Source organism: Streptomyces sp. NBC_00341, assembly GCF_041435055.1.
Taxonomy (GTDB): Bacteria; Actinomycetota; Actinomycetes; order Streptomycetales; family Streptomycetaceae; genus Streptomyces.
On record NZ_CP108002.1, the window covers coordinates 6153052 to 6173584 of the forward strand.

18 protein-coding genes and 1 riboswitch are annotated in these 20533 nt (G+C 67.6%); of the genes, 9 read left to right on the forward strand and 9 right to left on the reverse strand.

All coding sequences use genetic code 11. The annotated features are described in order from the left end of the window. Positions 1-86: 86 nt before the first annotated feature. A complete protein-coding gene (locus tag OG892_RS27885) occupies positions 87-1997 on the reverse strand; it encodes a protease pro-enzyme activation domain-containing protein (protein WP_371631703.1) in 1911 nt (636 codons plus the stop codon). Positions 1998-2290: 293 nt separating this feature from the next. Further along, positions 2291-2413, forward strand: a riboswitch (ZMP/ZTP riboswitch). Positions 2414-2450: 37 nt separating this feature from the next. On the opposite strand from OG892_RS27885, the gene glyA reads away from it, so the two are divergent. Continuing rightward, entirely contained in the window at positions 2451-3737 is a 1287-nt protein-coding gene (gene glyA, locus OG892_RS27890) for a serine hydroxymethyltransferase (RefSeq protein WP_328865403.1), read from the forward strand. Between the two features lie 42 nt (positions 3738-3779). Here the strand turns inward: glyA and OG892_RS27895 are convergent, their stop codons facing one another. The 3 genes from OG892_RS27895 to OG892_RS27905 are packed head-to-tail and all read right to left on the reverse strand — an operon-like array spanning position 3780 to position 5115. Then, positions 3780-3983, reverse strand: coding sequence for a DUF397 domain-containing protein (locus OG892_RS27895; protein WP_371630575.1), 204 nt, complete (start codon positions 3981-3983; stop codon positions 3780-3782). Positions 3984-4010: 27 nt separating this feature from the next. Further along, positions 4011-4235, reverse strand: a complete 225-nt coding sequence (locus OG892_RS27900; RefSeq protein ID WP_327339025.1) for a DUF397 domain-containing protein — start codon at positions 4233-4235, stop codon at positions 4011-4013. 4 nt (positions 4236-4239) lie between these two features. Continuing rightward, positions 4240-5115, reverse strand: coding sequence for a helix-turn-helix transcriptional regulator (locus tag OG892_RS27905; RefSeq protein WP_363221593.1), 876 nt, complete (start codon positions 5113-5115; stop codon positions 4240-4242). 255 nt (positions 5116-5370) lie between these two features. On the opposite strand from OG892_RS27905, the gene OG892_RS27910 reads away from it, so the two are divergent. The 3 genes from OG892_RS27910 (at position 5371) to OG892_RS27920 (ending at position 8103) form a co-directional block, all read left to right on the forward strand. Further along, positions 5371-6018, forward strand: a complete 648-nt coding sequence (locus OG892_RS27910; protein ID WP_371630576.1) for an ATP-binding protein — start codon at positions 5371-5373, stop codon at positions 6016-6018. Positions 6019-6310: 292 nt separating this feature from the next. Beyond that, a complete protein-coding gene (locus OG892_RS27915; protein WP_371630577.1) occupies positions 6311-6685 on the forward strand; it encodes a type II toxin-antitoxin system VapC family toxin in 375 nt (124 codons plus the stop codon). A gap of 134 nt (positions 6686-6819) precedes the next feature. Next, on the forward strand, positions 6820-8103 hold the full coding sequence (locus OG892_RS27920) for a hypothetical protein (RefSeq protein WP_371630578.1): 1284 nt from the start codon (positions 6820-6822) through the stop codon (positions 8101-8103). A 110-nt stretch (positions 8104-8213) separates the two neighbouring features. On the opposite strand, the gene OG892_RS27925 is transcribed toward OG892_RS27920, so the two are convergent. From OG892_RS27925 to OG892_RS27935, 3 genes are all read right to left on the reverse strand, one after another. Then, positions 8214-10796 carry an FUSC family protein gene (locus OG892_RS27925; RefSeq protein ID WP_371630579.1) on the reverse strand — a complete coding sequence of 861 codons (2583 nt, stop codon included), beginning with the start codon at positions 10794-10796 and terminating at the stop codon, positions 8214-8216. A 257-nt stretch (positions 10797-11053) separates the two neighbouring features. Further along, positions 11054-11524 carry a MarR family winged helix-turn-helix transcriptional regulator gene (locus OG892_RS27930; RefSeq protein WP_371630580.1) on the reverse strand — a complete coding sequence of 157 codons (471 nt, stop codon included), beginning with the start codon at positions 11522-11524 and terminating at the stop codon, positions 11054-11056. A gap of 90 nt (positions 11525-11614) precedes the next feature. Further along, positions 11615-12211, reverse strand: a complete 597-nt coding sequence (locus tag OG892_RS27935) for a TetR/AcrR family transcriptional regulator (protein WP_371630581.1) — start codon at positions 12209-12211, stop codon at positions 11615-11617. A 135-nt stretch (positions 12212-12346) separates the two neighbouring features. Between OG892_RS27935 and OG892_RS27940 the strand changes: the two genes are divergently transcribed. After that, positions 12347-12643 (forward strand): putative quinol monooxygenase, encoded by a 297-nt coding sequence (locus OG892_RS27940; protein ID WP_371630582.1) that lies wholly within the window; start codon positions 12347-12349, stop codon positions 12641-12643. A 65-nt stretch (positions 12644-12708) separates the two neighbouring features. On the opposite strand, the gene OG892_RS27945 is transcribed toward OG892_RS27940, so the two are convergent. Both OG892_RS27945 and OG892_RS27950 read right to left on the reverse strand, forming a co-directional pair. Next, positions 12709-13302, reverse strand: a complete 594-nt coding sequence (locus tag OG892_RS27945) for a GNAT family N-acetyltransferase (protein ID WP_371630583.1) — start codon at positions 13300-13302, stop codon at positions 12709-12711. A gap of 130 nt (positions 13303-13432) precedes the next feature. Then, on the reverse strand, positions 13433-13870 hold the full coding sequence (locus OG892_RS27950; RefSeq protein ID WP_371630584.1) for a VOC family protein: 438 nt from the start codon (positions 13868-13870) through the stop codon (positions 13433-13435). A 249-nt stretch (positions 13871-14119) separates the two neighbouring features. On the opposite strand from OG892_RS27950, the gene OG892_RS27955 reads away from it, so the two are divergent. The 4 genes from OG892_RS27955 to OG892_RS27970 are packed head-to-tail and all read left to right on the forward strand — an operon-like array spanning position 14120 to position 20329. After that, positions 14120-14635, forward strand: a complete 516-nt coding sequence (locus OG892_RS27955) for an SseB family protein (RefSeq protein ID WP_371630585.1) — start codon at positions 14120-14122, stop codon at positions 14633-14635. Next, on the forward strand, positions 14635-15282 hold the full coding sequence (locus tag OG892_RS27960) for a hypothetical protein (RefSeq protein WP_371630586.1): 648 nt from the start codon (positions 14635-14637) through the stop codon (positions 15280-15282). Before OG892_RS27955 ends, OG892_RS27960 begins: the two co-directional genes overlap by 1 nt. Further along, positions 15282-19892, forward strand: a complete 4611-nt coding sequence (locus OG892_RS27965; RefSeq protein WP_371630587.1) for a putative T7SS-secreted protein — start codon at positions 15282-15284, stop codon at positions 19890-19892. Before OG892_RS27960 ends, OG892_RS27965 begins: the two co-directional genes overlap by 1 nt. Beyond that, positions 19889-20329: a hypothetical protein gene (locus OG892_RS27970; protein WP_371630588.1), complete on the forward strand. Its 441-nt coding sequence runs from the start codon at positions 19889-19891 to the stop codon at positions 20327-20329. Before OG892_RS27965 ends, OG892_RS27970 begins: the two co-directional genes overlap by 4 nt. The last annotated feature ends 204 nt before the right edge of the window (positions 20330-20533 follow it).

Consider the following 20533-nt stretch of genomic DNA (forward strand, 5'->3'; position numbering starts at 1 on the left):
CCTTGGAACGGCCGAACGGCCGGACGGCCGCCACGGGGCTCATGCCCCGGGACGGCCGTCCGGTCCCGCGTCAGGGGATTCCGGGCTCAGTGCCTGCGGTAGGAGCTCACGTATCCGGGGGCGGGAGTGCCGACACCCGTCACGTCGTCGTAGCCGCGCACCGCCGACAGCGAGGCGTCCTTGCCGAGGCTCCGCACCGAGGTCAGCAGGCCGTCGGCCGCGTCGTACCCGTTGGCGAAGTCCACCCGGGCGACGGCCAGGCCGTGGCCCTTGCCCAGCGGGTGGTCCGTCACGTCGTGGTACGCCTTCGAGCCGTAACGGCCGTAGATCGCCGGGTTGGCGAAGCCGAGGGGCAGGCCGTGCTGTGCCTGCTGCGCGAGGGCCTGGACACCGGCGATGACCGGTGCCGCCAGCGACGTTCCGCCGATGCGGTACTCGTCGTAGCCCAGCGATCCGTCGGGCATCGTCTGGGTCTGGCCGACCAGGAAGCCGGTGTTCGGGTCGGCCACGGCCGCGACGTCCGGGGCGGTCCGCATCCGGGTCTTGCCGTTGGCCTTCGCCAGCGAGTCCGGCACGATGCCGCGCTGGTAGAACGGCTGCTTCACGGTCGAGCTGGTGCCGCCGCCCGCGCCCGAGGTGTAGGCGCCGGGGAATCCGGTCCAGCTCTTGCCGTCGGCCGCCAGGGGAGCGTTGGTGGTTCCCCAGCCGGTCTCCCACTTGTACGTGTCGTGCTTGCCGACGGCCAGCGACGTACCGCCGACCGAGGTCACCCAGGCGGAGTTCGAGGGGACGTCGATCTGCTTCGTGCCGGTGGAGGCGACGTTGTCGCCGTTGTCGCCGGAGGAGAAGTAGAAGCCGATGCCCTCGATCGCGCCCATCTGGAACACCTGGTCGTACGCGAGCGCCAGGTCGGGGGTCTGGTTGGCCTCGACGTCGCCCCACGAGTTGGAGACGATGTCCGCGAGCCGGTGGTCGACGACCTTGGTGAGCGAGTCCAGCAGATCGTCGTCGTAGCAGGACGCGCCGCCCACGTACACGATGTTCGCGGCGGGTGCGACGGCGTGCACGGCCTCGACGTCGAGGGTCTCCTCGCCGTACCAGCCGGAGGCCCCGCACTCCTCGGTCTTCGTGTAGTCGTCCGGCAGCACCTGGCTGAACTGCCCGTGCTTGTACCGTGCGTCGCCGTTGCGCTTGGCGTACTCGGCGGCGTCCTTCGCGATGGTGGGGGAGGCGTACGCGTCGGTGATGGCGACGGTCACGCCCTTGCCGGTGTAGCTCCCGGCCCCGTACGCGGCGCGCAGCTGCTTGCCGGTGTACCCCTTGACCGCGTACGGCACCTTGGACCCGTAGGCGCTCGGCAGGCTGGAGGCGGTCTTGGACCCGTAGTACGAGGACGCCGGGCCGGAGTTGCGGAACACCGCGTCCGGCGGCGGGAGCACCTCGTCGTGGCTGGACTTGCGCGGCGCGTTGTCCAGGCCCGATACGGCGAGCACGTCATCGCTCAGCGCGGCCGGCACCGAGGCGGTGGAGGCCGGGGCACGGTAGGTGTGGGCACCCTTGCGGTAGTCGCGCAGCTGGGTGCTGAACGCCTTCTCGGTCCGGGCCACTTCACCGGCGGCGGAGACGTAGTGCTGGTTGGCGCCGGTGACGGTCAGCCCGCTCGACTTCAGCCACTGGCTGACCCGGTCGATCTGGCCCTGGGTCGCCCCGAACCGTGCCTGCGCCTGCGCGGCGCTCAGGTACTTCCCGTACGACGGCGACTGCGGGTCGGAGACGGCGGCCGCGTAGGCGGCCAGCCCCTTCGCGTCCCGCCCGGCGAGGTGGACCCGGACGGCGACCTTCCCGCTGTCGGCCGTGGCGCCCCGGTCGGCCGTGGCGGTGGCCCAGGCCGGCTTGGTGCCCTGGAGCGCATCCCGGCCGCTCGGCGCGGAGTCCGCGGCTGCGTTGGGTATCCCGAGGGCGAGCGCACCGGCGAGCAGTGGCAGTGTCGCCGCCATGCTCAGCCCGGCGCGTCGTCCGGCGCGGCTGATTCTCAAAGTAACCCCCTGCGATGTGGGTCTCGCGTGCGGAGCATGTGCCGAATGATGTGCACATGTAATGCGCCACTCTGGCGAGGAACGCTTCATGTACGGGGCATGTAATGACCAAGAATCGGCCAAGGGCCTTTCCGGCGGGGGTGGTTCGCACCGAAACGCCGGAGATCAACGGATCCCGCCCGGTGTCGCCGGATGCCTCCGGGGCACGTGAGCTCAGCCTGATCCGGACGAAAGGCGTCGGCGCCCAGTAAGGTACGAGACGCCGCGACTGGCGCGTGCCCCTGCCGGGGTGCTCAGTGGAATCGACCACAGGGGAGCGGCACCCCCGGGCCCGCCCGGGTGTCATCGCCGGAGAGCCGTCCGCCTGGGCATCCGGGTCCACGCCGCAGCACGCGGCCGACCCGGGAGGATCCCGTGACCGCACCATCCGTACCCGCAGACCTCCGCCACCCCGCCCTCGCGGCAGCCGATCCGGAACTCGCCGCACTGGTCGCCGCCGAGGAACGGCTCCAGGCCGACACCCTCCGGCTGATCCCCAGTGAGAACTACGTATCAGCGGCCGTGCTCGAAGCATCCGGCACCGTGCTCCAGAACAAGTACTCGGAGGGATACCCCGGCAAGCGGTACTACGAGGGCCAGCAGATCATCGACCAGGTCGAGACGCTCACCGCCGAACGGGCCAGGGCGCTCTTCGGCATGGACCACGCCAACGTCCAGCCCTACTCGGGCTCCCCGGCCAACCTCGCCGTCTACCTGGCCTTCCTCAAGCCCGGCGACACCGTGCTCGGCATGTCGCTCCCCATGGGCGGCCACCTCACCCACGGCTGGGGCGTCTCCGCCACCGGCACCTGGTTCAACGGTGTCCAGTACGGGGTGCGGCGCGACACAGGCCGGGTCGACCTGGACGAGGTCCGTGACCTGGCCCTCGCGGAGCGCCCCAAGCTGATCTTCTGCGGCGGCACGGCGGTGCCCCGCGAGATCGACTTCGCCGGCTTCGCCTCCATCGCCCGGGAGGTGGGCGCGGTCCTGGTGGCGGACATCGCCCACATCGCGGGCCTGATCGCGGGTGGCGCCCACCCCTCGCCCGCCCCGCACGTGGACGTCGTCTCCACCACCACCCACAAGACCCTGCGCGGCCCGCGCGGCGCGATGCTGCTGAGCCGGGCCGAACACGCCCGCGCCATCGACCGCGCCGTCTTCCCGGGCCTCCAGGGCGGCCCGCACAACCAGACCACAGCGGCGATCGGCGTGGCCCTCCGCGAAGCCGCCACGCCCGACTTCCGCAGCTACGCCCGCGACGTGGTGACCAACGCCCGCACCCTCGGCGAGGAACTGGCGGCCCGAGGTTTCGACCTCGTCTCCGGCGGCACGGACAACCACCTGCTGCTGATCGACCTCACGGCGAAGGACGTCCCCGGCAAGGTGGCGGCCAAGGCCCTGGACCGCGCGGGCATCGTCGTCAACCACAACAGCGTCCCCTACGACACCCGCAAGCCCTTCGACCCCTCGGGCATCCGCATCGGCACCCCGGCCCTGACGTCCCGGGGCATCCCCGCCTCGGAGATGGCCACGGTCGCGGAGTGGATCACCCGCGTGGTGCAGGCCGCCCGCACGGGCGACGAGTCCACGGTGTCGGAGGTCCGCTCCGAGGTGAAGGCGCTGATGGACGGCTATCCGGCGCCGGGGCTGCCGGTGTCCTGAGTCGGCGGTGCGAGCCTGCCCGTGCCTCGGGTGCGGGCAGGCTCAGCCCAGCACCCCGATGAACGTGCGCCAGGCAGCGGCGCCGAAGGCGATCACGGGGCCGGTGGGGCGCTTGCTGTCGCGGACGGAGACGAGGTGGGGGGTGCCGCGCCCGACCTCGACGCACTCGCCTTGGCCCCCGCTGTACGTGCTGGTACGCCACCTCGCGCCCGAGAGGTCTGGAGTGCTGCGGCGTGCGCCGTTCATATCGCCCCTCAGGTGAGTGTTCCTCGCCTACAGGTTGTCGAAGTCCCCTGCTGTCATCCCCGACTTGAAGGCGCGCCACTCGCCGGGGGTGAAGCAGAGGTGCGGGCCGGACGGGTTCTTCGAGTCGCGGACGGCCACGCCACCGCCGGGCAGGGGGGCCAGCTCGAAGCACTGGCCGTTGTTGGCCGTGAAGCTGCTTTTTTGCCAGGACAGCGCGGAGGCATCGATCGAGTAGAGGTCTGCCTTCTCCATGAGTTCAGTCATCCTTGTGTCTGGTGAATGCGATGATGTCGCGGCTCTCGTCCGGGGAGAGCGCCGCGTCCGTGAGACTGCGGAAGAGGCGGTGCAGGCGCCGCAGGTCTCGGGGATCGTCCATCGTCAAACTACCAGCGACCGACTCGCCGAAGGCCACGTCGGGCACGTCCTCGTCCGCGAACTGCAGGATCATGAAAGCGCCGATCTGAGCTGCTTCTTCGCCCTTGGCGTAGGGAACGACGCGGAGTTCGACGCTCGCATGGGCTGAGATCTCCAGCAGGTGGTCCAACTGCTCCCTGTGCGTGCGCTCGCCGCCCACCTGGAAGTCCAAGGCGGCCTGCGTGATGACATAGCGGCACTCCAGAGGCGTGGCCGCCTCAAGCAGGCAGTGCCGCTGTCGCAGGCCACGTACCTCGACGAGCGCTTCGATCTGATCCGGTCCGAGCGAGGTGAACCCCACACCGGTCACCGCCTGTGCGTACGCCTCCGTCTGCAACAGGCCCGGCAGAATGCCGACTTGAAACTCATGAACGGTCGACGCCGCCGCCTCGAATCCGAGGAACCGTTCGTACTGCGCGCTGATCACGTCGCTGTACGTGGACCACCACGGTGGGCGCCGCTCGCGCGTGGCCGCGTGCAGTTCGGCAAGCTCGTCGCGCTGGGCGGCGGGCACTTCGTAGATATCCATGAGCTGGGCGAAGTGGGCCTTGGAGCACACGCGTTTGCCGGTCTCGATCCGGCTGACCAAGGAGAGATCGCAGGCGAGAGCCGTGGCGACCTCCGCGAGGGTCAGTTGGTCGGCCTCCTTACGGAGGCGCCGCAGAGCGCGCCCGAATGTGACTCGGGACATGAGCAAGGTGCTGCTGCTGTCGGACATGTCTTCTCCCTGGAGCTCAGAGGGCGTAGAGGCCGTAGAGGCCGGTCAGTTGGCGGCAATGCGCGAACGTGATCGGGGTGGGATCGATCAATTTCTATCTGCGTTGTCAATTGCCAGGCAGGCGACTTGACGATGTGTGGCAGAGCGGCCAGTTTAGCTTCCGTGACGTTCCGCATTCAGGAGAATGCCGAGAGTGGTCACTTCCGGTGGGCTGCGCGGGATGCGCGCGACGAGTGACGGACGGCGGGTACGGAGATGAGCGAACCGAACGAAGTGAAGTTCAGGCTGCCTCGTTGCCACGACAGCGTTCCCCGGGCGCGGGCGGAGCTACGGGCCAAGCTCGGGGAGTGGCGGGCGGGCCGGGCGTCGGCGGAGGACGGTGAGTTGGTGCTCTCCGAGCTGGTGACCAACGCGGTGCGCGTGCCCGTCCCCGGTGACCGCCTGGTGGGCGTACGCATCGAGTGCCGGGGGAGGGGCGAGTTCCTGCGGCTGGAGGTGAGCGACGCGGGGGAGGGAAGGCCGGAGGTGCGGCAGCCCGGCGAGCTGGACAAGGGCGGGCGCGGGCTCCTGCTCGTCGAAGCGCTGGCCCACCGCTGGGGCGTGGAGGAGCGACGGGCCGGGATCGGTAAGACGGTGTGGGCAGAACTGCTGGCACCGGGAGCCGACTTCACCCCCGCAGAGAGCCGGATCGCGGCGGTGTCCGTCCGGCCCGGACAATGCGTACGCGCGTGGGGCGCCTGGCACCCGGTCCGCTCGGTCCGGAGCGAGCGGTTCGCGTCGGGAGGGCCGACGGTCGTCATCGTCCTCGACGACGGGGGCCCGGTGCTACGCCTGCACGCCGCGGAGCCGCTGACCGTGCGAACGACACCGGCAGCCGAGGCGGCCCCGGTGGTCCCGTCGTGAGGACGCTCTGGAAGAGGTGGCTCCGAGGCCAAGGCCGAGGCCGAGGCCCTGTACGTGACCGGGCGCCGCGCTTCACCGGCACGCTGACGCAGGTGGTCGACGGCCGAGTGATCGTGATCAGCAGGGCGGGACGGCCCGCTGCGAGGCCGCTTCCCTCGCCGCCACAGCCTCACCCGCAGGTGCCGCCACAGGTGCGACGGCCGGGCCGGGGCTCGCTCCGGGGCCGCCTCCGTATCCCGGCGGACTTCGACGATGCCCGCGCATCGGTGACGGAAGCCCTGGGGATGCGCTGATGCGACTACTTCTCGATACGCGCGTGGCCATGTGGTGGATCGCCGACGCGCCCCAGCTGTCCGCGTCGTACAAGGAACTCCTGGAGACCGAGCCCGCCGTGTACGTCAGCGCGGTGTCCGCCTGGGAGATCACCGTCAAACAGTTCCTCGGCGGCTTCGAGGGCCCCGGAGACCTGGCAGAGCAGGTGCGGGATCTCCGGTTCAGGGACCTGCCGATCACAGCCGCGCACGGCGTACGGGCAGGCCGGCTGCCGATGGTGCACACCGATCCCTTCGACCGGATGCTGATCGCCCAGGCGCAGGCCGAAGGGCTGGCGCTGGTCACCCGGAGCCCGTGGATTCCGCAGTACGACGTACAGGTCATGCCGGTCTGACCGGTGCGCGGGCCGAAGGTGCACACATAAGTGGTGTCACACCCATCATGACAGGTCAGTGAGCGATCTCGTAGGAGCAACGGCACAGGTGAACAGCCTTGTTGGGCCCTCGCCGCGCGCCCAGAATCTCCACCATGAATCAGCTGCGGAAAGTCGATCAGGACGACATCGTGCGAGCCCGCAATGTGCTCCTCGCGTCGGGACGCCGCACGCCGAGCGAGGAGGTCGACGCCTACCGGGTGCTCGCTCACGTCAGCCCCGTCTCGTACCTGCCACTCCTGGCCTCCGCGCTGCAACGTCTGAGCTACGACGGTGGCTCCGGCAAGAGGCATGCGTCCTGTCTGGCGCTGTGCGAGGAGGCGGTGGCCGTGGCGCGGTCCATCGACCCGGCCGAACCCGGCCGTGCGGACGTTCTGTACCGGGCCCTCGATACGTTCCAGGGAGAGCTGTACAGGGTGGGCCGGCACAGCGAAGGGCTCGCCCTGCGCGCCGAGATGCTCGCCATGGGCCGTGCACAGGCCGAACTGTCCGGAGACCCCGTGGTCAAAGGGCTGCATGAATGGGCCGCCGGACTCTCCGAGGAAGGCCGGTATGCCGAGGCTGCCGATGCCATGACCGAGCTGGTCACGGCGATGCTGTCCTACGAGCCCCGCAGCGGGACTCTCGTCTGGTCACTCCTTGAGTGGATCGCCGCTCTCCATGACGCCGGCCGGTCCGGCGAGGCACTCGCCGCATTCGAGACACTCGTCGGCACGGAAGCGGCCGAAGCCGCGGACGACCGCAGGTCGATGGCCGGCCATCTCTACTCGCTCATTGGGTACGCACAGATGCTCGACGCCTACGGCCGGGCCGAGCAGGCGGCTCTCGCGCGGCAAGAGGCACTCGTCCTGCTGGAGCGGCTGGCCGATACCAGTGAGCGGAAATCCTGGAGTGGCTATCGGACCTCGTTCTGGGCGGTGTTGCTGTCCATGTCCGGCGCGGAAAGCGGTCGTCCCGCGTCCGACGGCCCGCATCCGTCTTCGGGTGCCGATCCCATGCACTGGTCGCCCAGAGCCAAGCAGCGCTACTTCGACAGCCGCCATGCCCTCCGCGAAGAGGTGGACACCCTTGCTCTGCGAGCCGCCGAGGACCCGGACCGGCATCTGGCCGAGTTGGTCCGGCTCAACCGCGTCCTCACCATTCGCTCCGCCGTCTACTGGCAGAGCCGCGACCATCGGTTCGCGGAGGAAGCGCACTCCCTGTTCGACGACGGAGTGAGCCTGGCCCGCCGACTGGCCCGGCACGACCCGGGGGAGGGAAAGCGGGCACTGGCCAGGAACCTGATCGACCGATCGACCTTCCACACCGCCGCCGGCGAGTTCGGGTCCGCCCTCGATGACTTCCGTCAAGCCCTGAGCTGTCTGGGGGAGGCCGACTGACCAGTCCTCCCGAAGGAGCGACGCTGCCGGTCCGGAGCCCTGCGGTCCCTGAGCCAGAACGATGACCCGCAGGCGCTCCAACCGTCCGTTCCGTCCGTTACGTTGCCCGGCTACAGCCGCATGTCGTGGTCGATCCGGCCGGTCCCGCCCGCACTCGGCACAGTCAGGAGCTCCGCGTGCGGGGCGTGGGCGGACGCCGACACGATGAGTGTGTGCGGGCCCGGCCGCAGTCCGTCGACGCGGTAGCGGCCCGACTGCACGGACCCCGCCGCGACCCGTTTCCCGCGCCCGTTGATCACCGTGATCCATCCCGCGCAGCCCGCCGGGTGCCGGTCGCACCGGATGCTTCCGGCGACGGTGACGGTGAGGGTGGCTCCGCCGGACGGTGTGGCCGAGGAAGCCGGAGGAACCGGCAGGACGCGTTCCGGCGAGGCCGTCCCCGTTCCCGGACCGGCGGTTGCCGTGACGGTGGCGGAGCGCTCGGAGGCGGCAGCGCTCCGGGGCGCCCGCCGGGTGCCCCACTCCGCCACGAGTGCCTGCGTGCGCCGTTCCATCGGCGAACTCACGATGCCCTGCGGCGAAGCGCTGCGCACGGTGAGCCCGCACCGTTCCGCGTACCCGGCGAGCGAGTCGTCGAGCGCGGCCAGCTCCCGCAGGGCCGTTCGGATGCGCTCGGCGCGGGGTCCGGACGGTGCCGTGTCCAGCTCCGCCTTCAGTTCCCGTACCAGCGGGCCGACCCGCTGCCAGGATTCCTCGGGCTCGCCGGTGGCCAGCGCGTGGTCCAGGGCCCGAAGCGAGCCGGTCAGGACCGTGGTGATGCGGGTGAACCGTTCGGCCTGCCGGGGCGCCAGGTCGATGTCGATGTCGGCCGCAGCCGCGAGGGCGCGGGCGTGACCGGTCGCCGTGGTGAGCAGGGCGGTCCGATTGTCCGCGTCCCGCCCGCGCACCCCGAGCGGCATCCTGACCAGCGGCCGGACCAGGCTCACGACCTGGAACAGCGCGGAGTCGAGCGCGCGAGCCGCTCCCCGCAGCCGGACGGGGGCGTCGGGGTCCTCCCAGCGCAGGGCCAGCTGCGAGACGAGGTCGTCCACGGCGGACACGTAGCCGCGCTCCGCCTCCCGCGTGATCCTGCGGCCGGACAGCGGGAAGATCAGTGCCGCGCACAGGGTCGCGATCAGTATGCCGAGACCGTTGTCCAGCAGCCGTTCGCCGAGCAGGTGGTCCATGCCGGCGTCGGGTGTCGTCATCCCGTACAGCTGCACGAGTGCGACGACCAGGCCCACGACCCAGAGCGCGTAGGCACGCTGCATTCCCCAGGCGCCGAGCGTGATTCCCGCGACGATGATCGTGAGCATCACGTAGACGTGACCGTGGCCCACCAGGTGGAGCAGAGCGATGCCGATCACCGCGCCGATCACGGTGCCCGTCATGCGGTGGCCGAATTTGCGCAGCCGCTCGTGGGTCGTGTTCGTACCGAAGAGGGTGATCATCACGCCGACCAGACCCCAGTAGAAACGCTGCGGGTCTATGGCGTCGGTGATCGGGCAGACGATGGCGGCGGCGACCCCCGCGTGCAGCGGTGCACGGACGAAGGGGACGGCCCGTCGCCAGCTCGTCTCCGTCCCTGCCGCGAGCACGCGCCGCGTCGCCGCGGCGGATCCGGCGGGACGGTCACGCTCCAGCGCGACGGTCGGCTGGAAGGGGACCTTCGCCGGTGACTGCGGGGAGCTCCAGCCCAGCGCGAGCCAGTGGGAGAGCGAACCGGCCAGGGAGTCGAGCAGCTGGGCCACGCGGTAGGCGGGTTCCACGGCCTCCGCCCGCCGGCTTCCGGCATCGGAGCCGTTCAGCGTGGCATCGGCCTGCCGGCGGATGATCTCGGCGGCGGGGCGCAAACCCTGGGCACTGCCGAGGGGAGTGTCCCGCGCGACGACGAGTCCGACCACCAATGCCTCGCGCAGGTGCGGATCCACCGCGAGCCCGGTCAGGTCCTGGACGGCCCGGCCTATCCCCCGCAGGGCGAGTTCCGCGTCGAAGAGGTGGCGATGGAGAAGCTCGGCCATGTCGGGGTCGGCCGCGACCTCCGGCTGGGCGAGCCGTCCGTCGATGGTGACGGTGGTGACGTTGAGACGGCGCAGTGCGCGCGTCATGCGGCGTACGGCACGTTCCTGGTCGGCGTCGGGGTCCAGCGCCTCGACGGCAGCGTCCGCGACCCGGCGGGCTTCCACGACGAAGGCGCGCTGGGTGCGCAGCAGGTCCTCGCGCGGCATCGGGTAGCACAGCAGCAGCCGGGTCCCGAGGACCGCTGCGGCGGACACCAGGGCGACGAGCAACGCCTTGCCCGACATCCCCGCGGGGATGTTCGCCATCATGCCGACCATCAGGCCGTTGAAGAGCATCATGCCCGTGAGCAGGTACATCTGACCGAATCTGGCGAGGAAGAACGTCAGCGCCAGCGCACCGACCATCAGCCCGATCTCCAGACGGCGGTCATCGTGCAGTTCGGCGGCCAGCCACAGGACCGCGGCGTAGGGGAACGGCATCCACAGGATGGCCCGGGTGAGCCGCTGCCAGGTGTTCTCAGCCACGGCGAAGGCGCTCATCAGGCCCATCATCCCGCCGATCATCATGCCGATCATGGCCGGGATGTCGAGGGCGCCCGCCATCGCGTAACCGACCGCGAGGGAGGTCACCATGGCGACCAACGTGCGCCAACCCGACTGCAGTTGACCCAGACCGGGATCTGCCGCCAGCACCCAGTCCCAGCGCCGCCGGGGTCCGCCCACCCGACGCGGCGCGACGGCGCGCGGAACGCCGGCCCCGGATGCGGGGGTGCGCGGCACAGCCGTCCCCGGGGTGGAGGTGGGGGTTGCGATGGGAGTGGGTGTGCCGGTGGGTGGTGCGGGCGCTGCTGGGGCCGATGCCGTGTCCGACGGCGCGGTGCCTGGGCTGATCAACTGGTCTCCGATTCCATCGCGTTCAGCAAGGTGGTGAGGGCTTCGCGGGCGGCGGCCACAGCGCGTTCGGAGTCCTCGACACCGGCGTCGAGTCCCCTCAGGAGCGCCGCGGCCATCCGTCGGCGCCCTTCTTCGAGCAGGGCCCGGCCGGCCGGTGTCAGAGCCGCTTCGACGACACGCCGGTCGGGTGCGCAGCGTTCGCGCGAGGCCAGGCCGCGTTCTTCGAGGCTCTGCAGGACCACGGTCACGCGCGGCTGGGCCATGCCCGTGTACGCGGCGAGGGCGGTCACCCGGAGGGGGCGGTTTTCCAGTGCGTCCAGTACGGCCGCCTGGCTGCGGGTGAGTTCGAATTCGCCCGCGCGGAAGAGTGTCTGCGCCAGTCGTCCGATGCCTCTGAGGAGGCCCCGGGCAGCGCTCTCGATGCGCTGCTCGTCGGTGAGCCCTGAGGCGGATGACGATTGATGCATATGGCAATTATATATATGTCAAGAGGGGTGTCGGAACCATGCGCGGGCAAAATGCCCGGCCTCGTCCTGTCCTGCCCGGTGCCGGACCTCCTACTCGCTCCCACGCGTCCGAGGAGAGTGCCTGGTCAGAAGGGGCAGGGCGATGCCGTCGACGATCCGGACGATCACTTCTTCCGGCACGGGCTTCAGCGTCATCAGGACCTCATGGCGAAAGAGGTCGAACGGAAGCGAGACGAGGCGTGGCTCCAGGACCGAGGGATCGACCTCACCCCGTTCCACGGCCCGCCGCACGATGGACTCGGCTGCCGAGCGGCGGCTGCCGAGTATGTGCTCACGCAGTTGCTCCGGGCTCGATCCCCTCTCGGTGAAGTAACCGTCGAGGAGTACCGCGGTCGCGACGAGAAGACCGACGCGCGACTCGTTGGCCGTCCGCATGATCGCGATCAGATCACCACGGAGTGTTCCGGTGTCGGGGACCTCGATGGCACGCAACGAGCTGGCGTGCGCAATGGCGGCCTCCACCATGACGGCCCTGTTGGCCCAGCGGCGGTAGATCACCGGCGTGCTCGTACCGGCCCGCTTCGCCACCGCCTCCAGCGTGAACGCCGCGTATCCGCGCGCTGTCAGTTCGTCCCACGCGGCATCGAGCAGTGCCGCCTCAAGGGCTTTGCCCCGTCTGCGCTGCATCCGGAAACCTCCAAGACGTGTTGGTGCATCTTATGGCGGCGATGTACGGTCGAGAAATAGGAAGCGTCAGTACTTCTTATTTGACCGCCGGAGCCCCTCCGGTCCTGGAACCAGCGAACGACGGGCGGGACAACCATGAGCAGCCAGGACACAGCGACCGTCCTCATCGAGATCCACGCCAAGGACGGACAGGAGAAGGACGCACGGCACGCCCTGCTGCACGCGATCGAGACCTCGGCGAAGCCTGGCCTCATCAGCTCCACGGAGTACGAGGACATCGACGACTCGGGCGCCTTCTACGCCATCCAGGTATGGGAAGACATGGAGGCGTTCCACGCACACATGGAGGACGCCTCGGAGAACGGCATGAACGAGGCCATCCAGGTCCTGCGCGTTCAGCCGAAGACGGCAGTACTGCGCACCATCGGCTGAACGACCGCCGGTGAACGCCGAACGCTGCACGCCGCACGCCGCACGCCGCGATCAGCGGGTGGCGGTCACAGGTCGAGGATCATGTCGAGTGCCCGCGCGCCGTCGGCATCGGTGAACGAGCCGACGGTTCGGAAGCCCTGCTTCTCGTAATAACGAATGGCGCGCGGGTTGTTGGCAAGCACGCCGCCCCACAGGATGATCCGCTTCCTGCCGAAGCGCCGTGCGACGTCAGCGATGAGTGGGAAGACCTGCGTCCCCACGCCCTTCCCCTGATAGTCGTCAGCCAGGGTCGGGCCGAAGCGGCAGTCCGTCGCCGTCAGGGATACGCCGGCCTCGCGGTAGCGGGTGATGTCCGAGGGGTGCAGATCGAGGCTGAGTTCCAGGAGGCCGACGATCCTGCCGGACACCACCTCGGAGAGCACCAGCCTGAGCTTGTCGTAACGGGCGATTGCGTCACAGAGCTCGCGGGCGGCCCTGAGGTCGTACCCGTCGAACGTGGCCAGTCTCTTCGATGCGGCTGACAACCCATCGAGGAAGGCGGCCAGAGCGTCCGCGTCTCTGTGTGTGAGCGGGCGGAAGACGACTTCCGAACCGTCAAGCAGCCTCACGGACCGCGTCAGGACCAGCGGGTTCTCGGCAACCGCCGACAAGGTGAGCATTCAACCCCCTCCGCTCCAGCATTCGGTGACACGAACCTACTGATCGTCCCACCTCGCCCGCGTAGACGGCCGGTACGCACAGCAGCCGTGTGAACCGATCAGTCGTCAGTTCCGGTCCTGAGCAGGCCCGTCAGCCCTTCTTCAGCTCTTCGGCCAGCATGACAAGGATGCCGCTGGGACCGCGGAGGTACGTGAGCTTGTAGACGTCCTGATAGGTCGCCACACCACGAAGCGGATGGCATCCGTGCTTTGCGGCTGCATCGAGGGCCTTGTCGATGTCGTCGACCGAGAAGGCGACGCGATGCATGCCGATCTCATTGGGAAGCGTCGGCTCCGTCTCGATCGCCTCGGGGTGGATGTACTCGAAGAGCTCAAGACGACCCTGACCGTCCGGAGTCTGGAGCATCGCGATCCTGGCGTGATTGCCATCAAGACCGACGGCGGTGTCGGTCCACTCACCACTGACCGTGTCACGGCCGACGACCGTGAGCCCGAGGTCCGTGAAAAAGGAGATCGTTGCTTCGAGATCGCGAACGGCGATGCCGACGTTCTCAAGTTTGATGGCCATGTTCCGCATGCTAGCGATCCGGTCCGACAGGCGGCCTCAGCCGCAGACGCGGCCGAGGTGTCGTGTTGGCCGACGGGGGTTCCCATCCGTGCGACGGCTCCGAGCCCACACCTCCCCTGTCCATATCCCGCACGCACACACGTGATCCATGGCTCATCGCGCGCTCCCGATTCAGCTACCGGGGCCGGAACACGGCTGACTATTTTTCGTCGTTGCTCTTGGGAAGCGTGACGTGACAGTCTGCAATGTATGTTCGATAACGGGGATGATCTGGCGTATGCCTCTGCCTGGCGTTCGAAGCAGGCCGGTGCGGCGGGATGGACCGACCGGCCTGCTGGCGCAGGGGTTCCCGCGTCGGGTGAGACACCGGACAGGGTCGGTGCCGTGACGGCGGCCGATGATCCGTTGGCGATGGCGCGTCATGAGTTTGCTGTGTTGCTGGGCGAGTTCCGGCGTACGGCGGTGCTGGTGCCGCTGGATGAGGCCGGGGATCTGTGGTCGGCGGAGCAGGGCGGGGTCCGCTGGATCTGTGCGTTCTCGGACGAGGCGGCGTTGGCCCGGTTCGCGCGGGTGCGTGGGGAGGCCGGGCGGGAGTGGGCCTACCGGGCGGTGCTGGGTGCGCGGTTGCTGGACGTGATGGTGCCGTTGTTGCCGGGGCCTGCTGGGGTGGCTCTGGATGCGGGAAGTGAGGACGGCGGGATGCTGTTTCCGCCGGTGGCGGGGATTGTTCCGGATGCGGTCGCTGTGGATCTCGGGGGGCTGTGATGAGCGGGGACGGTGCGGAGCTTCGGGTGCCGCCGGAGGCGTTGGCGGAGATCGCGAAGGGGATCGATCTGGCGCATGCGGAGTTGAAGGATCTCGGCATGATCGGCCAGGCGTCGATGGGTCGGGGTTTCTCCGATCTCGCTTTGTCGGGACTGGAGTTGGGGCATGGCGGGCTCACGACCGAGTTCGGGACGTTCTGCGACCGCTGGGAGTGGGGTGTACGGGCTCTCACGCAGAAGGGCAACGGCTTCGCTCGCGGCGTAGGTCTGTCGGCCGGGGCGTTCGCTGAGCAGGAGCAGTACGTCAAGGACTCGGTCAAGATCGGCGTGAACTCCGTGAACGGGAATCCGCACCTGTCAGAGGACGAGGTCAAGGAGCTGAGCTGGGACACGGTCAGCACCCAGACCGCGTACGACAACCCGGACTGGAGCGGGAAATCGATGCTGGAGGCACAGGAAGAGGTGAAGCAGACCTGGAAGGACACGACCTACGACGTGCAGGATTCCCTGCTCGACTCGATGGAGCGGTCCGGGATGGTGGACCCGGATGTGCGGGAGGCGGCGGACGGGGAGCTGAGGGAGCGGCTTGATCCGTCGCAGGAGACGATCGATCAGGCCGAGAAGCCACGGTGGGGGGAGAACCGCTGATGGTGGACTGGGGGAAGCTCGGCGGAGACCTGTACGACGGTGCGGGCAAGCTGGTCGACAAGGGCAAGAAGGTCGTCGGTGAGGTCGTCGACGAGGGCACCGACATTGTCGGCTCGGGACTGGAGAAGGTCGGTGCGCACGAGTGGGCGGACGCGGTTGAGGACTGGGGGGATGAAACCGCGTCCTCGCTCGGGGCGGAGATCGGGGAGCAGCAGCTCGGGCAGAGCGAGGAAGCGGACGAGCTGGTCCATGGCAGGCCGGAGAAGATCAGTGCGGCGGTGACTAACCTCCGCGACTTCTCCCGGGCGTTCGAGCTTGTCGGCGGGGGGATGAAGCGGCTCGACTCCGGTCACTGGAAGGGTGCGGCGGCCGATGCCTTCCGGGCGAAGTTCGAGACGCTGCCCACGGACTGGATACGTGCGGCGGACGCGTGCGAGGACGCGGCCGCGGCGCTGGAGACGTACGCCGGGACGGTCACAAGTGCGCAGGCCAAGGCCACCGAGGCGATTGCTCTCTACAAGGAGAGCAAGCAGGACTACGAGACCGCGGCTGCCGCGTTCAAGGAGAAGGCGGAGGCGTACAACGCGGTCCGCAACACCGACCATCCGCTCCCGCATCCGGGAAAGTTCACCGATCCGGGCGTGGGAAAGCGCCGTCATGCCCAGGAGATCCTGGAAGACGCGCGGCGGGCCCGCAACGAGGCTGCCGAAACGGCCAAGGCAGCGATCACCGCGGCGATGGCGCATGCTCCCAAGGAGCCCACCGGCCTGGACCGCGCCAAGCAGGAGTTCATCGACTACGAGGTGGGCCAGGGCGTCGAGCTGGCCCACTTCGGCGGCGGCGTCATCAAGGGCACCGCAGGCCTGGTGAACTTCGTCCGGTCGGTCGATCCGCGGGACCCGTACAACCTGACCCACCCGGCCGAGTACTACAAGGGCGTCAACATGACGCTCGCCGGTCTCGCATCCACCGCCGCCAACCCCGACCGGGCGCTGCAGAACGCCTGGTCCGCGGCCAAGGGCGACCCCTCCGAATTCCTCGGCCGACTCGTACCCGAACTCTTCGGTACCAAGGGCGGCGGCTTCCTCAAGGGCGGCCTGCGGGCCGGTATGAAGGACCTCCTCGAACGCCGGAAGGGAAAGAGCCGACAAGGCCACGAGAGGAATCCCGACTCCAACGCCAACCCGTGCAGCAAAGTCAAATGCGCCGGGGACCCCATTGATGTCGCGACGGGCCGCATGCTGCTCCCGCAGACGGACATCGTGCTGCCCGGTTCGCTGCCCCTCGCCTTCGAGCGGGTCTTCGACTCCTCCTACCGGGCCGGTAACTGGTTCGGGTCCGGCTGGTCGAGCACCGTTGACCAGCGTCTGGAGATCGACGCGGAAGGCGTGGTCTTCAGCGGCGAGGACGGCAGCCTGCTGGCCTACCCGCATCCCGCGCCCGGCGTTCCCGTCATGCCGACGCACGGCCGGCGCTGGCCCCTGGACCGGGTCGACGACGGCTACACCGTCACTGACCCGGAAACCGGCCAGGTGCGTTACTTCGCAGACCACTCCAACGGCGAGCTCGCGCTTCTGGCTCAGATCGACGACCGCAACGGCCGATGGATCGCCTTCGAGTACGACGAAGGCGGCGCTCCGACGTCGATCGTGCACCACGGCGGCTACCACCTGAAACTCACCACGGACGAAGGCAGAGTCACCGCCCTGCACTTGGCGGGCGCCGCCCCGGACGGCACCGACCAGGAGATCCTCCGCTACGGCTACACCAACGGCCACCTCACCGAGACCACCAACTCCTGCGGCCGCCCGCTACGGTTCGACTGCGACGAGCTGGGCCGCATCACCGCGTGGACCGACACCAACGGCAGCCGTTACGAGTACGTCTACGACGAGCACGACCGCTGCGTGTACCAGGCCGGCACCAACGGATACCTCGAAGCCCACTTCACCTGGGACGACACCGACCCCGCCACCGGCCTGCGCATGACCTCCATGACGAACGGCCTCGGTCACACCACGCGATACGTGATCAACAACCGCTCCCAGGTCATAGCCGAGATCGACGCCCTGGGCGCGGTGACCCGCTTCGAGGACGACCGGTTCCACCGGATGCTGTCGATCACCGACCCACTGGGACACATCAGCCGCTCTACCTACGACGAGCATGGTCGTCTGACTGTGGTGGAGCGCCCAGACGGACGACAGACACGAGCCGACTACAACGAACTCGGATGCTTGATACGCGTTGTCGGTGCCGACGGCAACGCAACCCAACAAGACTTTGACGACCGCGGCAACTGCACGGCAGTCATCGATTCGAGCGGAGCGACGACGCACTACGCGTACGACGAGGCAGGTCACCTGCGCCAGGTCACCAACACTCTGGGTAGCAGTTCAGCCGTTCGGTGCGACAAGGCGGGGCTGCCGGTCTCGATCACCGACCCACTCGGTGCGAGCACTCGCTACATCCGCGAGGCGTTTGGCCGTCCGGTGTCAGTGGTGGACGAGCTCGGTGCGGTCACCTGTTTCGAGTGGACCGTGGAAGGAAGAATCGCTCGCCGTCTGGACGCCGACGGAAGCGATCAGCACTGGAGCTACGACGGTGAGGGTAACTGTGTCAGCCACACTGATGCCATAGGCGGAGTCACCGTGTTCGAGTACACGGGATTCGATCTGCTGGAGCGTCGAACCGACCCGGAGGGAGCGTGTTTTGCGTTCAGATACGACTCGAACCTCCGGTTGACCGAGGTCACCAATCCGCAGGGACTGACCTGGAGGTACACATACGACCCAGTCGGCCGCCCCTTCCGAGAGACCGACTTCGACGGTCGGACCCTCTTTCAGGCCTACGACCGGGCTGGCCGACTGGCGTCCCGGACGAACGGCCTTGGGCAGGCCATCCGGTTCGAACACAACGAACTGGGCCAACTGGTACTCAAGGACGTTGAGGGCGACATCACCGTGTTCGAGTACGACGCTTTCGACGAGCTGAGCCTGGCGACCAATAATAGTTCCGTGCTTATACGCACACGGGATCGCTACGGACGACTCAAGTCTGAAACCGTGAACGGGCGTACGACCAGATTCGAACACGATGAGCTGGGCCGGCGAACTGGAAGGACGACACCCGCCGGTGCAGTTAGCGCGTGGGCGTACGACCCAGCAGGGCGCCGGACCTCGCTCACGACCTCAGGGCGCAGGCTCTCCTTCGATTATGACTCCGCAGGGCAGGAGGTGGTCCGTCACATTGGTGAGAACATCACGCTCAGGCATTCCTTCGACACCATGGGCCGTCTCGCGGACCAACATGTTATTGGCCGTGGTCGGACCCTTCAGCGGCGCGCATATGAATATCGACAGGATGGCGGTCTCCTCGCCATTGATGACCGATTCTCCGGCATCCGCCGGTTGGACCTCGATCCGATCGGTCGGGTGACTGCGGTTCAATCAGCCCACTGGGACGAACGCTATACCTACGACACTGCCGGGAATCAGATTTCGGCTTCCTGGCCGAATTCGCACCCTGCCCACGAAGCCACTGGCTCTCGCAGCTACTCCGGTACCCTCATTCGCCAAGCCGGCAACGTCCGCTACGAGCACGACGGGCAAGGGCGGATTATTGTGCGTCACAAGACGAGGATTTCACGCAAGGCCGACATCTGGCACTACGAATGGAATGCGGAAGACCGACTGGTTGCGCTAAAAACACCAGACGGCACTCTGTGGAGATATGAATACGATGCCCTGGGTCGTCGTATCGCTAAGAAGCGGCTTTCCGGTGATGGGCAAACTGTGTTGGAGCAGGTAACCTTCGTCTGGGACGGTACTACGTTGTGTGAGGAGGTGAATCAAGGGGTTGAGATGCTCAATGTGGTGACTCTAACCTGGGATTATGACGAACTTCGCCCCCTTGCTCAACTAGAACGCGTCGCTACTACAAATGATCCGCAGGAGGTCGTGGATGAGCGATTCTTGGCCATCGTCACCGATCTGTTGGGCAGCCCCGACGAACTTGTCGAGGAGTCAGGAGACCTGTCGTGGCGAACTCGACGTACGGTATGGGGGTGCACGGCGTGGGCCAAGGACAGCACGGCCTATACTCCGCTGCGCTTTCCGGGGCAATACTTTGACCGAGAAAGCTTGCTCCATTATAACTATCTTCGCTACTACGACCCCGATGTGTCTCGTTACATCAGCTCGGATCCGATCGGTTTGGAGGGTGGTCCGAACCCCCGCTGGTACGGGCCGAATCCATACACTTGGGTGGACCCACTCGGGCTGGCTTTGTGCCGGACAAAGCCGAGATTGGAAGACGGAAACGGAAAGGAGGGGTGGAAGCATATCTATGAGCGTCACATCGGTGGCACGTCCCCCCGTGGGCACGGCGACCTAATGCCGCCTTCTACGACCCGAGCGCAAGTGCAAGAGGCGGCGGATCAGATTGTTAAAAAGGGAAAGCGAGTGTCAGAACCGGAACGCGACATACAGACGCTAGAGAAGCGAATGAAGGTCAATGGCATGCGAGCTGTCTATCGCCTGATTGTTGATTCTTCGGATGGGAATCGCATTATCACCTTGTTTCCGGTAGGAAAGAGTTACGTTCCGTGATTGAGATGATGTTCTCGGTGCGCCCAGGTCAGGGAGAATCGAGTGGGTTTGATCTCGGTGACATTACTTGCAAGGGGGAAAATGGGGTAGCGGGGTCCTTCGGTCATACCCCCGACCAGGGGATGATGATCTATATTTCTGTGACCCTCCTGCTCGACTCGTTGAGAATATTTTTTTCTGGCAAAGAAAGCGCGGTCTCATTCACGGGTGCCGACACGTCGTTTCAACTCGATTTCAGGCGGGATGGAAAGGGGGTCGTTTCGGTGTCGACCAAAGGTGAATTGCTAGGTAAGTCGAGCCTAGATGATCTCGCGCATGCAGTTCTTCGTCCGGCTCTAGAGCTCGCAGATGGGCGACTGTCGGATCTTCCGTTGAGGGACTCCGTGAGAAGGGACTACATTTCGGCCGTGCAGGATTTTGGCGCGGCGATGCCATGAGCTTTCTCCGGCCTCAGACTGAAGGATGAGGCCCGTGAATGACACTCGCGGTTGCCCTGATCACGTCCCTGTCCACGCTGAGGGTGGCAGGGCTCGCAGGTGCCGCTTCGGCTTGGGTGGCCGGTCTGTAGTTGCGTCACGAGTGTGTCCTGGCCCGCGTGGAGCGGGCCGAGCGACGAGCGATCGAGCATCGGGAGATGCGCC